Here is a 15,410-nt window from a genome sequence, read left to right as displayed (position 1 = left end):
TCAGCCTTCCGGCAGCGAAGGCACCACCACTTCTCCATCGCTGATTTCCACGACGCCCACGCGGTTGCCTGCCGGATCGACCAGCATCCCCAGGATCACGACGCCGGGCACCACCATGCGCGGGAAGCCGACAGCACCGCCCAGTTCGACCGCCCTTTCCTGCACGGCGGTAATGTCCTCCACACCGAAATAGAGCACTTTTTCCGCCACCGGCGCAGCACCGGGCTGTTCGACCCGCAAGCTGGCCGAAACCGGATCATGCGCCGGGATGGAGAAACGGCCGTCCTCGCCGATTTCCCAGCCAAACAATTCGCTGTAGAAACGGCGCTGGGCAGCGAGATCGAAAGCGGCAATGTCGAAAAAGACAAGCGGCGCCGGCTTAGTCATGCGGAAAACTCCCCCATCCTGACGGGATGGGCCGTGCCCCGGCGCTGCGCCGCCACCGCATGGGGGGCCCGCTTCCACGCCCTATCCGCGCCGTTCCGGCACGGGGCGATTGCCCGGCGCCATCAGATTGCGAACCATTTTCCGCCCGCTCACTCTCGAACCGGATTCTTCCGGGCGGCGGATCCTGGATCGGGAAGGCATCCTCTATCTCGCGATGGCGCTGCCTTACCTCTTCCAGAAATTCGCGATTGGTGAAGATGTAGAACCGGTTTTCCCTGATCGCTTCCACCACGGCCTTGCCCGTATCGAAGGGATCAATCGCTTCGCGCATCGCCTGCCAGAGATTCTTCAGGAATTGGGGCGCGTTCTCTTCATCCACCGTGCCGGGATTATCTTCCGGCAAGGGCACGATCGCCGTGCGCGTGGCGCCGGGAAACAGGCAGGATACGCCGATACCCTGCCTTGCCAGTTGCAGGCGCAAACTCTCCGAGAAACCGCGCACGGCATATTTCGACGTGGAATAGGCACCCAGATTGGGCAGCGGGACAATGCCCGCCATGGAACTGGTGTTGATGACATGGCCGCCTTCACCCTGTTCGCGGATGATCGGGACGATGATCTTGGTGCCGTTTATCACCCCGCCGAGATTGACCGACATGGCGCGGTCCCATTCCTCGAAATCGGGATCGCCCGCCTTGCCGCCGCCATTCACCCCGGCATTGTTGCACAGGACGTGGATCTTGCCGAACACCTCCAGCGCTTCCGCCGCGGCTGCCCGCATGCTTTCGCGATCGGCCACGTCTGCACGCACGAAATGCACCGCATTATTGCCGGAAAGCCCCTCTTTCGCCGCGGCGATATGCTCCTCGCTCCAATCGGCCAGGACCACTTTCATCCCTTCTTCCAAGAATGCGCGGGCCATGCCCAGCCCGATTCCGCTGGCGCCGCCGGTGATGAAGCCTACCTTGCCGGCCAGAACCTCCATCGGCCTATCCATCCTCTTCCCGGAACCTGCCGAAATCGGGCGCATCCTCGACCTTGTCCGGTGTGGCCCCCAGCACGGCCTGCGCCCGCGCCCGCATGGCATCCTTGTAGAAGCCATGGGTGATTATGTAGGTCTGGTTGGCAAGAATGCCGTCAGCCACCAGCATTCCGGCCTCTTCCGGCTCCATCCAGTTTTCACCCACGATCCGGCGGGACAGCTTCTTCTCGCTATCCTTGAACCCACTTCCTTCAAGCAGGTGCGCGGGCCGGTTCTGCTGCGTTTCATGGATATTGGATTTGACCGGGCCCGGCAGCAGGATTGATACGCCGATGCCCTTTTCCATCAGTTCCGGCTTCACCGCTTCGCAATAATGGCACACGGCGGCCTTGCTGGCGGCGTAGATCGCCAGATGGGGCGGCATCACCACTTCGGCGGCCAGGCTGGCAGTGGAAACGATATGCCCGCCCCGGCCATGGGCAACCATCTGCGGAAGAAATTCGATAAAGCCGTTGATCACGCCGCCGACATTCACGCCGAAACCAAAATCGTAATCGGCATAGGTGGCTTCCAGTATCGGCCCTTCCAGCCCGACACCGGCATTGTTCACCAATATATCTATCCCGCCGAATTCCTTCTGCATCCTGGCCGCCGCCTCGCGATAGGCTTCGCGATTGGTGACATCGAGCTGAAGCGCGCTGACGGCATTGGATTGTCCGCCCCCGGCGAACCGGGCCAGCGCATTATCGATATGATCCTGCCGGAGATCGGCAAGGACGACCTTCGCCCCGCGTTCCACCAGCACTTGCGCGATGCCCAGCCCGATGCCGCTGGCACCGCCGGTGATGAAAGCCGTTTTCCCGTCGAAACTTTCGATGGGCATATCTCTCTCCCGCAATTCACTGCACTGTGTGGCAGAGCCTCGCCGGGTCGTCTATGGCCCGCAGAGATAACCGACAGAGGACTGCCATGACCGTTTCACTACATGCCGCAATCATCCCCGGCTGGCTCCAGATCCTGGGCGCCGGAAAGGGTTGGCTGGACAAGGCCGCATCCTGCCACATGAACGAGGAAGAGGTGGTCAATGCCTGCCTGATCGAGGACATGCTGCCCTTCAAATACCAGATAAAGAGCATGGCCGTGCACAGCCAGGGCGCCATCGAAGGCGTCCGCAAGGGCGTGTTCAATCCTGATATGAGCGAGCCGCCCGCAACGCTGGCCGCGCTGGGCGAGAAACTGGACGCGGCTATCGAGTTCCTGAACGGCGTAACCGAAGACGAGATGGAAGGCTTTGTCGGTCAGGACATGCGGTTCGAAATCGGCCCGAAGCGGCTGGATTTCACGGCAGAGGAATTCCTGATGAGCTTCAGCCGGCCCAATTTCTATTTCCACGCCACCACCGCTTACGGCGTGCTGCGCGCCAAGGGCGTGACAGTCGGCAAGCTGGATTATCTCGGCCAGCTGCGCCTCAAGGCTTAATTGCCACCGGGCGAAAGCATCGCCCCAAACGGAAAAAGGGCCGCGGGATTTTCAGCCCCCGCGGCCCCCTCCTCTCCAGTACGGAAAGCAAAACCCCCGCACCGATTATTCGGCGCGGGGGCAGCTTGATCTCTATCAGTCGTCCTTCAGGAAGGCTGGCATGTGATCGGGATTGCCCCCTTCCTTGCCGCCGCCTTCGCCGCGATCGCGACGGGGGCCACCGCGGCCGCCACGGCCACCGCGGCGATCTCCACCGCCACGGCCGCCACGATCACCACGATCCCCACGGGGTTCGCGAGGTTCACGCGGCGGGCGGGTATCTTCCAGCTCTTCGCCGGTTTCCTGATCCACGACGCGCATCGACAGGCGGACCTTGCCGCGATTGTCGATCTCCAGAACCTTGACCTTCACTTCCTGGCCTTCGGACACGACATCGGTCGGCTTCTCGACCCGTTCGTTCTTCATTTCGGAAACATGGACGAGGCCGTCCTTGCCACCCATGAAGTTCACGAACGCGCCGAAATCGACGATGTTCACCACCTTGCCGGTGTAGATCTTGCCGACTTCGGCTTCTTCGACGATGCCTTCGATCCACTTCTTCGCGGCTTCGATCTGGCTGAGGTCGGAAGAGCTGATCTTGATCACGCCCTCATCGTCAATATCCACCTTGGCGCCGGTTTCCGCCACGATTTCGCGGATGACCTTGCCGCCGGTGCCGATAACGTCGCGGATCTTCGACTTGTCGATCTGCATCGTTTCAATACGCGGCGCATGGGCGGACAGTTCGGTGCGGGCAGTGCCCAGCGCCTTGGTCATCTCACCCAGGATATGCGCGCGGCCGGCCTTGGCCTGTTCCAGCGCCTTGGCCATGATTTCCTTGGTGATGCCGGCGATCTTGATGTCCATCTGCAGGCTGGTGATGCCCGCTTCGCTACCAGCGACCTTGAAGTCCATGTCGCCCAGGTGATCTTCGTCACCCAGGATGTCGGACAGGACGGCGAATTCATCGCCTTCCAGGATCAGGCCCATCGCGATGCCCGAAACCGGGCGTTCGATCGGCACGCCGGCATCCATCATGGACAGGCAGCCGCCGCAAACCGTCGCCATCGAGGACGAGCCGTTGGACTCGGTGATGTCGGACAGGATGCGGATCGTGTAGGGGAAGTCATCCTTGCTCGGCAGGACCGGGTGCAGCGCACGCCATGCCAGCTTGCCATGGCCGATCTCGCGGCGGCCGGGGGCGCCGAAACGGCCAACTTCGCCAACCGAATAGGGCGGGAAGTTATAGTGCAGCATGAAGCTCTGATAAGTCAGGCCGTCGAGGCCGTCGATCATCTGCTCGCTGTCCTTGGTGCCCAGCGTGGTGGTGCAGATCGCCTGCGTTTCACCGCGGGTGAACAGTGCCGAACCATGGGTGCGCGGCAGGAAGCCGACCATGCTTTCTATCGGGCGGACCTGGTCCAGCTTGCGCCCGTCGATACGCTTGCCCTCTTTCAGGATGGCGGTGCGCACGATTTCGGCTTCCAGCTTCTTGGTCAGCTTGATCGCGGTCATGCCGGTCCGGCCGTCGGCCTCGGCATAATGTTCCTTCACCTTCGCGCGGGCGGCATTGAGCGCGTCCGAACGGGCCGACTTGTCAGTCAGCTTGTAGGCGGCGGCGATATCGTCACCGATCAGCCCCTTGATCTCGGCCTTCATGGCGGAGCCATCGTCGCTCGTGTCGAGTTCCCACGGTTCCTTGGCGGCCTGTTCAGCCAGATCGATGATCGCGCCGATGACCTTCTTCGATTCCTCATGCGCGAACATGACCGCGCCGAGCATCTCTTCCTCGGTCAGTTCCTTCGCTTCGGATTCGACCATCATCACCGCATCCTGAGTGGCGGCGACGATCAGGTCGAGCCGGCCTTCTTCCAGCGCGGCGGACTGCTGCGGGTTGAGGACATATTCGCCATCGACGAAGCCCACGCGGCAGGCACCGATCGGCCCCATGAAGGGCACGCCGGAAATGGTCAGCGCAGCGGAAGCGGCGATCATCGCAACGATATCCGCCTCAGTCTCGCCATCATAGGACAGGACCTGGCAGATCACGTTGATTTCGTTATAGAAACCTTCAGGGAAAAGCGGGCGGATCGGACGGTCGATCAGGCGGCTGGTCAGCGTTTCCTTTTCGGTCGCACCGCGCTCACGCTTGAAGAAGCCGCCCGGGATACGGCCGGCGGAGGAGAATTTTTCCTGATAGTGGACGGTCAGCGGGAAGAAATCCTGGCCTTCCTTCACACTCTTCGCGGCGGTGACGGCGCACAGCACCACGGTTTCGCCATAGGTCGCCAGAACGGCGCCATCGGCCTGACGGGCGATACGCCCGGTTTCCAGAGTGAGGGTCTTTCCGCCCCACTCCAGCGATACGGTTTTCGTGTCGAACATTCTATTTCCTTTTGCCCGCGGGCCCTATTGCCGGCGGGGTTTACTGCCGGGGATACCGTCCCGGTCCGGTGTGGGGCATTTTGTCTCGCCCCAAGGCGACACTCGCCGAATTGCGAGCTGCACCCCGATTTTTCATTCCCGCGAAAGCGGAAATCCAGTTTCCAGAGCATTCTTTCGCCCCGGCCCCGCATCAGCGGGATACGAATGCGAAACGGCCCGCCAGAGGCGGGCCGAAGCATTCAGATCACTTACGCAGACCCAGCTTCTGGATCAGGTCGTTGTAACGCTGCACGTCCTTCTTCTTCAGATAGGCCAGCAAGTTGCGACGCTTGTTGACCATCATCAGCAGACCACGGCGGGAATGGTTATCCTTGTGGTGGTCCTTGAAGTGTTCCGTCAGGTTACGAATACGTTCGGTCAGGATTGCGACCTGCACTTCCGGGGAACCCGTGTCGCCCGAAACGCGCGCATTGTCCTTGATGATTTCAGTCTTCTTTTCGGCGGTAACCGACATTCATTTCACTCCGCGGTATCCTGACAATTGAAACCCCTGACGACCCTGGCCGTCCCATCCGACAATTCCATCAACGCCACGGGCACATCCCCCGTCTTGGCGAAATAGTGCCCATCGGAAAGGGGCATTCCGGAAAGGATCCGACCCTGACGGGCCGCCTGCGCGCTCTCCGGGTCGAGGGTAAGGGCCGGGATACCGTCCAGCCCCGCCTCCAGCGGCAGAAGATGATCTTCAAGCCGCGCGCCGTTACCGATTTCCTCCAGAATGTCCAGCGAAATCGCCTGACTTTCAGTGAAGGGTCCGGCCTTTACACGCCTCAGCCACGTCACATGGCCGACAGTGCCCAGCGCATGGGCGATGTCGCGCGCCAGGGAACGTATATAGGTACCCTTGGACACATTTGCCACCAGCGTCACCGTATCGGCCAGTTCCAGCGGCGGTTCGGGATCGAAGGGATCGGGGCGGCCAAGCGTGGTGGCGAAGGCGGATTGCACCGGATCGCGCTGCCCCCCGCCGGCGACTTCCAGCGAATGGATGGTGACGCGGCGGCTCTTCATTTCCACCTCTTCCCCCGCCCGCGCCCGGTCATAGGCGCGTTTTCCATCCACTTTCAGCGCGGAATAGGCGGGCGGCACCTGTTCGATCTCGCCCACGAATGTTTCGCAGATCGCTGAAATGGCGGCCATTGGCGGGCGCCGGTCGCTGTGCGCCACCACTTCGCCTTCGGCATCCAGCGTATCGGTTTCCTCGCCGAAGCGGATGGTGAAGGCATAGGTCTTGCTGGCATCCAGCATCCGCCCGGCCAACTTGGTCGCTTCGCCCAGGGCGATAGGCAGCACACCCTCCGCCAGCGGGTCCAGAGTGCCGCCATGGCCGGTCTTCACCTTGCCATAGCCCGCCTTGCGCAGAACGCGTTTCACGGCGCTGACCGCCTGGGTCGAACCAAGCGCGCGCGGTTTGTCGAGGATGAGCCAACCATCGGGCATTGGCGGCCCCTAGCGGACCTGCCCGGCCCTGTCAGCCATGCAAGTGCGGGCAAAGCGGCGGGGACGGCCGGATCAGAATGCGCCCGCCACCCATTGGGCAAGTGCCATGTAACGATCCTGAGCCCAGATTACCGGCGGCAGAACCACTCTTTCGATAATGCCCAGCTCCGGGAAGAAATAGGGTATCACCAGCAACAGCATGAACAGCAGCGGGAAGCCCCATGGGCGCAACCTGGCATAGACCCGTGCGGCCGATGGCGGCAGCAATCCTTCCACGATATGCGATCCATCGAAGGGCGGGATCGGCAACAGGTTGAACAGCGCCAGGAAGATGTTGATCATGATGAAGAATTGCAGGGCGACGAAGAAAAAGCCCGCAACTCCGGTCGGCTGCTCCGTCAAACCGCCAGCAAACAGGCCGAGCAGGATTGCCCCCACGGCGGCCAGGATCAGATTCGTGCCCGGCCCTGCCGCAGCGACCGCCATCATGTCGTAACGCGGATTGCGCAGCCGCCATTTATTGACCGGCACGGGCTTGGCCCAGCCGAATACGGGCGCACCTGTCAGAGCCAGCATTCCGGGCAGAATCAGCGTGCCGAATATATCCACATGGCGGATCGGGTTCAGCGACAGGCGCCTCTGTTCCTGCGCGGTCGGATCCCCCAGCATCAGCGCGACCCAGCCATGGGCAACTTCGTGGAAGACAATTGCGATCACCAGCGCCGGTATCAGCGCCAATGCGATAAGGATCGTGTCGGTCATTTGCCGCCTAGGTAGGGTGCGCAATGCCCCGCGGCAACGTAATCCGCTCAGTTAGCGGGAACGCGGCTCTTTGAATCCACCTGGGGCGGCGCTTCGGAACGGCGGATGCTTACGATCCGGCAGGAAATGCCGGTCTGCTGCGCGCGGACGGAAGTGAATTTGTCGATCGGGCCGGAACCGGCATTGTCGAACAGCAGCGTTTCCATCTGCGGAACGGGACGCAGGCAATTGTCGTTCAACTGCACACGGTACCAGCGATTGGCCCGGTCACGCACGAAGAGCAGGGAATCGGTGGATCTGACCACGCTTTCCACACTGCCCGAAGTGATCCTGGTCTCCTCGTCCGAAACACCGGGCAAGGATCCGCCTTCCTGTGCGGCAAGCGGCGTGGCGAGCAGGGCAATGGCACTTGCGATGGCGAACATGATGCATCTCCTTGTTGCCGCAGAACCATTTTCGCCGTGAACTTTGCGTGAATTCCTATTCGTGCAGGCCCAGCGCTTCCGAGAAGTGGCGGCGGCACAGGGCAAGGTAACGCTCGTTACCGCCGATCTCGGTCTGCGCCCCGGCCATTACCGGGCGCCCCGCCGCATCGACCCGCAAATTCATCGTCGCCTTGCGGCCGCATTCGCATACGGCCTTCAGTTCCACCAAACTATCGGCAATGCCCAGCAGGGCGGCGGAACCGGGGAAGAGCTGCCCCTGAAAATCGGTCCGCAAGCCGTAGCAGAGCACGGGAATATCGTGCCGGTCGGCCAGGCTGGCGCATTGCCAGACCTGCCGGTCGGTCAGAAATTGCGCTTCGTCCACCAGCACGCAGGCGAGCGGCGTTTCGCCATGTTCTTCCAGCACATGGGCCAGCAGATCGGTTGTCTCGTCAAAGCGGTGGGCGTCGCTGGACAGGCCGATGCGCGAACTGATCGCGCCGAATCCGGGCCGGTCGTCAATCGCGGCGGTCCACAGCATCACCTTCATGCCCCGTTCGCCATAATTGAACGCGGCCTGCAGCAGGGTGGAGCTCTTCCCCGCATTCATGCTGGCATAATAGAAGTAGAGCTTGGCCATTCAGGGCCGCTCAGCCTTCATCGTCGTCCAGATCGCGCGCAACCTTGGGGTCGGACAGCAATTTCTCGATCCGATCGGCCTCGTCGAAGCTTTCGTCTTCCATGAAACGCAATTTTGGCGCGAATTTGAGACCCAGCCTCTTCGCCACCTCGCGCTGGAAAAAGGCGGTGTTGCGGCGCAGCGCCTTGAGCACCTCTGCCTCATCCCCGCCCAGCAGCGGCTTGGCATAAACCTTTGCCTGCCGCAGATCCGGCGACATCCGCACTTCGGTAACGGAGACGGTATGCGCTGACAGCGTATCGTCATGCACCTGCTGCCGTGTCAGGATCTCGCTCAGCATATGGCGCACGCGTTCGCCCACTTTCAGCAGGCGGACGGATTGATCTTCATTGGAATGGGTTTGGCGTGACATGATCAGTCCATCTTCTCGATAATCCGCGCGATCGACCGGACATTGCGGGCCGTGCCGCGGCAACCCAGCCGCCGGGCGATGAAACCGCCGGTCAGCTTGCTGTTACCCGTCCCGTCGACATAATCCACATGCAATGCCCTGGTGCCGGGGGCAATCCGTTCCGCCCCCTTGCCCGCGTGATCGGCAATCAGCTTGTCAAACGCCTCCGCATCCGGCTGGCCTTCCAGGAAATGCACATGGACGAGATTATCCTCGCCCTCCCCGGCAAAGGGGCTTTCGTCCAGCGCGGCCTGCAATTCATCGCGGCTGCGCACCACCGCGAAGGTTTCGATGCCGAAGCGATCCTGCACGACATAGGCCAGCTTTTCCGCCAGCCCTTCGCTGGGGCGTTCTTCATGCGTGAACAGCACGTTCCCGCTGGCGACGACGGTTTCGACATCCTCGAACTCCTCGCGTTCGAGAGCGTCACGCAGATCCACCATTTTCAGCCGGTTACCACCGACATTGATGGAACCGAACAGGGCAACGTAACGTGTCATCATGTTCCTATCCCCCTCCCACTCGCGGGAGAGGCTGCGCCACCTGGCGGCACGCGGCAAGATCGGCGGGCAAGGCGGGCCCTTGCGGGCCCACGCTTACCCAGCCCTCCCGCAAGCGGGAGTATGTTACAGTGTCCGTTCTTGCTCCGTCACCTCGAAGACTTCGAGATGATCGCCCGGCTTGATGTCGTTCGTATCGGCCAGCACCACGCCGCATTCCAGGCCGGCGCGGACTTCGTCCACGTCGTCCTTGAAGCGCCGCAGGGAAGCGATGGTCGTTGCCGACACGATGACGTCTTCCCGCGTGAGACGGGCATGGAGCCCCTTGCGGATGGCGCCTTCTACCACCAGCAGACCGGCGGCCTTGTCCTTCTTGCCCGCAGGGAAAACCTGCTTGACCTCTGCACGGCCAACCACGTTTTCGATCCGGAGTGGCCCAAGCTCGCCCGCCATCTCCTTCGCGATTTCTTCGGTCAGGTGATAGATGACATCGTAATATTTCATCTCCACCTTGTCGCGTTCGATCAGCTGGCGCGCCTTGGCATTGGGACGCACGTTGAAGCCGATGATCGGCGCCTTGGAAGCGGCAGCCAGGGTCACGTCGCTTTCCGTGATCGCACCCACGCCGGAATGCAGCACGCGCACCTTGATCTCGTCATTGGAGAGATTGTGCAGCGCGCTGTTGATCGCCTCGACCGAACCCTGCACGTCGGCTTTCACCAGCAGCGGGAATTCGATCACGTCGTTCTTGAGACCGGCGAACATGGCGTCCAGGCTGGTCGGCGCCGTCGCTGTCCGCTTCTCGGTCGCCTTTTCCTGGCGATATTCGGCAACTTCACGGGCGCGCTGTTCGTTCTCGACCACTGTCAGCGTGTCACCGGCCTGCGGCACGCCGCCTAGGCCCAGCACTTCGACCGGAGTCGAAGGACCGGCTTCCTTCACCTGCTTGCCCTTGTCGTCGATCAAGGCGCGCACGCGGCCGCTTTCGGTGCCGACAACGAAGCTGTCGCCCCGCTTCAGCGTGCCGCGCGTCACCAGCACAGTGGCCACCGGGCCGCGGCCCTTGTCCAGCTGAGCCTCGATCACGGTCGCTTCGGCATTGCGGTCCGGCCGTGCCTTCAGCTCCAGCAGTTCGGCCTGCAGCATGATCTTTTCGATCAGTTCTTCCAGGCCCATGCCGGTCTTGGCCGAAACTTCCACATCCTGCACATCGCCGCTCATTTCCTCGACGATGACTTCGTGTTCGAGCAGACGTTCGCGAATGCGCTTCGGATTGGCTTCCGGCTTGTCGCATTTGTTGATCGCAACGATCATCGGCACGCCGGCGGCCTTGGTGTGATTGATGGCTTCCACCGTCTGCGGCATGATGCCGTCATCCGCTGCCACCACCAGCACCACAATATCGGTCACATTGGCACCACGCGCACGCATCTGCGTGAAGGCTTCGTGGCCCGGCGTATCGAGGAAGGTCAGCTGCTGCTTGTCCTTCGTAGTGATCTGGTAGGCGCCGATATGCTGGGTGATGCCACCCGCTTCGCCGCGGACCACATCTGTCCCGCGCAGCGCGTCCAGCAGGCTGGTCTTGCCGTGATCGACATGGCCCATGATCGTGACCACCGGAGCACGCGGCTTCTGCGTTTCTTCCGGATCCGCCTCGCTCTCCTGGATGTCGATATCGCTTTCGCTGACACGCTGGATGTTATGACCGAATTCTTCGACCAGCAGCTCCGCCGTGTCCTGGTCGATCGTCTGGTTGACGGTGACCATCATGCCCAGATTGAACAGCGCCTTCACCAGGTCGGCGCCCTTTTCGGCCATGCGATTGGCCAGTTCCTGGACCGTGATGGCTTCCGGCACGATCACGTCGCGAACCTGCTTTTCGCGCGGACGCTGCTGTCCGTCGCCATGGGCACGGCGTTCCTTCTCCCGCGCACGCTTCAGCGCGGCGAGACTACGGGCGCGGCGGCCTTCATCCTCGTTCAACGCCTTGGTGACAGTGAGCTTGCCCGAACGGCGCTTGTCGCCGCGATCACCACCAGCGCTCTTGACCGGTTGCTGAACCTTGCTCTCGCGCTTCTTCTCGGGCGGGCGCTTCGGTTCGGGCCGGGCGACAGGCGTAAACCTGCGCGGTGCCGGACTGGCAGCCTGGGGGCTCCGCTCGGACTTGGGCTCAGGCTTAGGTTCGGCCTCGGCCTTGGCCGGCGCTTCGCTCGCTGCCTTCTCGGCAGAGGCTGCCTGTTCGGCGGCGGCCTTCTCCTGCTCGGCACGGGCCTTGGCGGCTTCTTCCTCGGCCTTGCGGTTTTCCTCTGCCCGGCGCTTTTCCTGCTCGATCTTCTGCAGCCGTTCCTCTTCCTCGCGGCGGCGCGCTTCCTCGGCCATGCGCAGGCGGTCTTCCTCGGCCTCGCGCTGGAGGCGGGCAACGCGTTCCTGAGGAGTCTCGCCAGCAGGCGCCTTGGGCGCTGCGGGCTTCTTCGCCACCGGGGCCGGCTTCGGCTTCGGAGCGGGGGCCGGGGTCTGAGCCGGCTCGGCAACAGGTTCCGGAGCAGGCGCAGGAGTCGGCGCCGTGTCCTCCGCAGGCGCGGAGCCAGGTTTGGTCAGCTTGCGGCGACGCTTCACCTCGACCGCCACCTTGTTGGTGCGGCCGTGGCTGAAGGTCTGCCGGACCTCCCCAGCATCGACCGAACGCTTCAGCCCAAGCGGCTTGCGGGTGCGCGTCGGTGTGGTGTCGTTATCGCTCATACGCCTCTAATATTCCTTCAAAACTCTTTCGTCGCCAAACTACGGTCCGAAACCGCGCCTTCCGACCCGGATTCCATGACCGCCCGGCCTGCATCGCCTTCAGCCGCATCGGCGGCCTTCGTAAAGTTCAGCAGGCGCCCCAGCGGGATCGCGACCCGCCCCGCCGAGGCCCCATCGGCCAGCGCCAGGTGGACGACATTCTCTCTGCCCAATGCCACAGACAGGGCTGTGCGGTCCAGTGGCAGGCGGATACCTGCCATGCCCGACCCTTCCGCATCCATGCCTACACGAAAGGCCTGGTCCAGTTTGCGGCAACCATCATCGCTGGCATCGGCGGCGTGATAAAGCGCCGCGATGCAACCCATGCGCGCTTCGCCCGCAATCCGGTCCGACCCCAAGATAAGGTGTCCGGCGCGCATTTCGAGGCCCAGCCGCTGAAGGAATGCGCGCATCAGCGCATTTTCCATCAAGGCAGGCAGATCCTCAGGTATCTGCAGCTTGCCGGTCTTGAACGCGCGGGCCAGTGCTGCCTTCAGCTTGCCTGATGCCTGCGCCTGTTCAAGCTCTTCGCGCGAAACGCCGATCCACGCACCGCGGCCCGGCGCGCGGGCCAGCGCATCGGGCAGCACGTCTCCATCGGGCGAAACCGCCAGGCGCAACAAATTGTCGCGCGTATCGATACGCCCGCTCACGATGCAGCGGCGCTCGGGCGTGTCGCCACGCCCGCCCCGCTTGCCGGTGCTATTCGCGTCTAGCGATTCATTGCGAGGATTCCGCATCGGCGGCCTCCTCTGCAGCGGCGGCCGGTGCGGCTGCCGGGGTTTCTTCCTCGTCGTCGAACCAATGCGCGCGAGCGGCCATGATGATCTCATTGCCCTGCTCTTCGCTCAGGCCAAAGGCGCCCAGCACGCCGCCCCTGTCCTCGCTGCGCTGGTTGCGGCGCGGCGCGCTGTCGGCATTGCGACGGCGCGGCGCCTCACGCTTCTTGGCGATCAGTTCGTCAGTGGCGAGATCGGCCAGATCGTCCAGCGTCTTGATACCGGCCTTGCCCAGCACGACCAGCATCTGTTCGCTCAGATGCGGCATTTCCGCCAGCGCATCTTCCACGCCCAGTTCGCGGCGCTCGGTACGATAGTTTTCTTCCTGCCTGTCGAGCGCTTCCTGCGCACGGCTCTGCAGCTCTTCGGCCAGTTCCTCGTCAAAGCCTTCGATGCTGGCCAGTTCGGCCAGTTCGACATAGGCGACTTCTTCCAGCTCGGCGAAGCCTTCGGCCACCAGCAGCTGGGACAAGGTCTCGTCCACGTCCAGCTCTTCCTCGAACATCTTGGAACGCTCGGCGAATTCCTTCTGGCGCTTAACCGAGGCTTCTTCCTCGGTCATGATGTCGATCTGGCTTTCGGTCAGCTGGCTGGCAAGCCGCACATTCTGCCCGCGGCGGCCGATCGCCAGCGAAAGCTGGTCATCAGGCACCACCACTTCGATGCGCGATTCATCCTCGTCCAGCACCACGCGGCTGACCGTGGCCGGCTGCAACGCGTTGACGACGAAGGTGGCCGCATCCTCGCTCCAGGGAATGATGTCGATCTTTTCGCCCTGCAATTCCTGCACCACGGCCTGCACGCGGCTGCCCTTCATGCCGACGCAGGCGCCGACCGGGTCGATGGAGGAATCGTGGCTGATGACGCCGATCTTGGCGCGGCTGCCCGGATCGCGGGCAGCGGCCTTGATCTCTATAATGCCGTCATAGATTTCCGGCACTTCCTGCGCGAACAGCTTCTTCATGAATTCCGGATGCGCGCGGGACAGGAAGATCTGCGGCCCGCGATTATTGCGTTCCACCTTCATGATCAGCGCCCGCACACGTTCGCCCACACGGGCGGCTTCGCGCGGGATCTGCTGGTCACGGCGGATCACGCCTTCGGCCCGGCCAAGATTGACGATCACATGGCCGAATTCGACCGACTTGATCACGCCGGTGATTATTTCGCCCGCGCGATCCTTGAACTCGTCATACTGGCGTTCACGCTCGGCATCGCGGACCTTCTGGAAGATCACCTGCTTGGCGCTCTGCGCGTCGATACGGCCGAGATCGACCGGCGGCAGCGGATCGACGATGAAATCGCCGATATTCGCGCCGGGCTGCAACTTTTCAGCCTGCTTCTGGTCGACCTGCTTGAAGTAGTCTTCAACCTCTTCAACCACTTCGACGACGCGCCACAGGCGCAGATCGCCGGTCATCGGGTCGAGCTTGGCACGAATATCGTTTTCGGCGCCGTAGCGTGCACGGGCAGCTTTCTGGATGGCTTCTTCCATCGCTTCGATGACAATCGACTTGTCGATCATCTTCTCCGAAGCGACCGAATTGGCGATCGCGAGCAGCTCTGCCTTATTGGCGGAAATCGGACTGGCCATCAGTCGTCTGCCTTCTCTTCCTCGAGTGATTCTTCGATTTCGTCCGCGCCGCTCATGTCGAGAGGCTTGGTGGCGGCGATCAGTTCATTGGTCAGAACCAGCTTCGCCGAGTGAATATTTTCCAGCGGCACCTCGATCCGGCCCGCCTTGCGGTCTTCCACAGTGACCACATCGCCTTCGATGCCGATCAGCTGGCCGCGCAATTTGCGATGCCCCTGCACTTCTTCGCGCAGTGAAAAATTGGCCTGGTGCCCGGCCCAGTTGGCGTAATCCTTCGCCCGGGTCAGCGGCCGGTCGATACCGGGGGAACTGACTTCCAGATTATAGGCACCCCGGATCAGTTCCTCGCCCGCTTCCTCCACCGCGTCCACCCGTTCGGAGATGCGGCGGGACAAGGCCATGCATTGTTCGACCACCAGCTGCCCGGTCGCCGGATCTTCGGCCATGACCTGCAGCGTGCGCTCGTCCCCGGAGCCGGTCAGCTTGACGCGCACGAGTTCGAAACCGAGAGCTTCCGCCTCAGGCTCGATCACTTGTATCAGGCGCGCAATATCCGCCATCGGCTCTCCATATGGGCCACAATTGTGGCAACAGGGTTTCGGGCCGGCCCCATCAGGCGCCAGCACCAGACTTTGTCACGACAATGTCGGGATGCGGGCCAGATAGGCGGCAATCCATTTTTTTGCAAGCCGATTCATTTGCGGCCACG

Annotated in this window: 16 protein-coding genes; 1 reads left to right on the top strand and 15 read right to left on the bottom strand. The window is 62.4% G+C overall.

The annotated features are described in order from the left end of the window. Genes WYH_RS00180 through WYH_RS00170 form a run of 3 tightly spaced genes read right to left on the bottom strand, consistent with a single transcriptional unit; the run spans position 1 to position 2,252 of the window. A complete protein-coding gene (locus tag WYH_RS00180; protein ID WP_046902214.1) occupies positions 1-387 on the bottom strand; it encodes a VOC family protein in 387 nt (128 codons plus the stop codon). After that, complete coding sequence (locus WYH_RS00175; RefSeq protein ID WP_169780659.1) at positions 380-1,384, bottom strand: SDR family oxidoreductase; 1,005 nt, start codon at positions 1,382-1,384, stop codon at positions 380-382. The genes WYH_RS00180 and WYH_RS00175 overlap by 8 nt, the downstream gene beginning before the upstream one ends. Further along, positions 1,377-2,252 (bottom strand): SDR family NAD(P)-dependent oxidoreductase, encoded by an 876-nt coding sequence (locus WYH_RS00170; RefSeq protein ID WP_046902213.1) that lies wholly within the window; start codon positions 2,250-2,252, stop codon positions 1,377-1,379. Before WYH_RS00170 ends, WYH_RS00175 begins: the two co-directional genes overlap by 8 nt. An 86-nt stretch (positions 2,253-2,338) precedes the next feature. On the opposite strand from WYH_RS00170, the gene WYH_RS00165 reads away from it, so the two are divergent. Next, positions 2,339-2,848 (top strand): DUF1993 domain-containing protein, encoded by a 510-nt coding sequence (locus WYH_RS00165; RefSeq protein ID WP_046902212.1) that lies wholly within the window; start codon positions 2,339-2,341, stop codon positions 2,846-2,848. Positions 2,849-2,983: 135 nt separating this feature from the next. Here the strand turns inward: WYH_RS00165 and pnp are convergent, their stop codons facing one another. The 12 genes from pnp to rimP all read right to left on the bottom strand — a co-directional run bounded on the left by pnp (position 2,984) and on the right by rimP (position 15,261). Continuing rightward, a complete protein-coding gene (pnp, locus tag WYH_RS00160) occupies positions 2,984-5,272 on the bottom strand; it encodes a polyribonucleotide nucleotidyltransferase (RefSeq protein ID WP_046902211.1) in 2,289 nt (762 codons plus the stop codon). Positions 5,273-5,516: 244 nt separating this feature from the next. Beyond that, positions 5,517-5,786, bottom strand: a complete 270-nt coding sequence (rpsO, locus tag WYH_RS00155) for a 30S ribosomal protein S15 (RefSeq protein WP_046902210.1) — start codon at positions 5,784-5,786, stop codon at positions 5,517-5,519. A 5-nt stretch (positions 5,787-5,791) separates the two neighbouring features. Beyond that, the gene (truB, locus tag WYH_RS00150) at positions 5,792-6,772 is read right to left on the bottom strand and encodes a tRNA pseudouridine(55) synthase TruB (RefSeq protein ID WP_046902209.1); all 981 of its coding nucleotides are present in this window, start codon (positions 6,770-6,772) and stop codon (positions 5,792-5,794) included. A gap of 72 nt (positions 6,773-6,844) precedes the next feature. Further along, positions 6,845-7,534 carry a site-2 protease family protein gene (locus WYH_RS00145; RefSeq protein ID WP_046902208.1) on the bottom strand — a complete coding sequence of 230 codons (690 nt, stop codon included), beginning with the start codon at positions 7,532-7,534 and terminating at the stop codon, positions 6,845-6,847. A gap of 47 nt (positions 7,535-7,581) precedes the next feature. Then, positions 7,582-7,959 carry a hypothetical protein gene (locus WYH_RS00140; protein WP_046902207.1) on the bottom strand — a complete coding sequence of 126 codons (378 nt, stop codon included), beginning with the start codon at positions 7,957-7,959 and terminating at the stop codon, positions 7,582-7,584. Positions 7,960-8,014: 55 nt separating this feature from the next. Further along, positions 8,015-8,599, bottom strand: coding sequence for a thymidine kinase (locus WYH_RS00135; protein WP_046902206.1), 585 nt, complete (start codon positions 8,597-8,599; stop codon positions 8,015-8,017). Between the two features lie 10 nt (positions 8,600-8,609). Beyond that, complete coding sequence (gene rbfA, locus WYH_RS00130) at positions 8,610-9,011, bottom strand: 30S ribosome-binding factor RbfA (protein ID WP_046902205.1); 402 nt, start codon at positions 9,009-9,011, stop codon at positions 8,610-8,612. A 2-nt stretch (positions 9,012-9,013) separates the two neighbouring features. Further along, on the bottom strand, positions 9,014-9,553 hold the full coding sequence (locus tag WYH_RS00125) for a DUF1697 domain-containing protein (RefSeq protein ID WP_328700727.1): 540 nt from the start codon (positions 9,551-9,553) through the stop codon (positions 9,014-9,016). A 123-nt stretch (positions 9,554-9,676) separates the two neighbouring features. Then, the gene (gene infB, locus WYH_RS00120) at positions 9,677-12,289 is read right to left on the bottom strand and encodes a translation initiation factor IF-2 (protein WP_046902204.1); all 2,613 of its coding nucleotides are present in this window, start codon (positions 12,287-12,289) and stop codon (positions 9,677-9,679) included. Between the two features lie 17 nt (positions 12,290-12,306). After that, complete coding sequence (locus tag WYH_RS00115) at positions 12,307-13,068, bottom strand: DUF448 domain-containing protein (RefSeq protein ID WP_046902203.1); 762 nt, start codon at positions 13,066-13,068, stop codon at positions 12,307-12,309. Beyond that, entirely contained in the window at positions 13,049-14,701 is a 1,653-nt protein-coding gene (gene nusA, locus WYH_RS00110; RefSeq protein ID WP_046902202.1) for a transcription termination factor NusA, read from the bottom strand. The genes WYH_RS00115 and nusA overlap by 20 nt, the downstream gene beginning before the upstream one ends. Further along, positions 14,701-15,261 carry a ribosome maturation protein RimP gene (rimP, locus tag WYH_RS00105; RefSeq protein ID WP_046902201.1) on the bottom strand — a complete coding sequence of 187 codons (561 nt, stop codon included), beginning with the start codon at positions 15,259-15,261 and terminating at the stop codon, positions 14,701-14,703. Before rimP ends, nusA begins: the two co-directional genes overlap by 1 nt. Between the last annotated feature and the right edge of the window lie 149 nt (positions 15,262-15,410).

The organism is Croceibacterium atlanticum (assembly GCF_001008165.2).
Classification (GTDB): Bacteria; Pseudomonadota; Alphaproteobacteria; order Sphingomonadales; family Sphingomonadaceae; genus Croceibacterium_C; species Croceibacterium_C atlanticum.
This window is presented reverse-complemented; position numbering and strand designations above follow the sequence as displayed.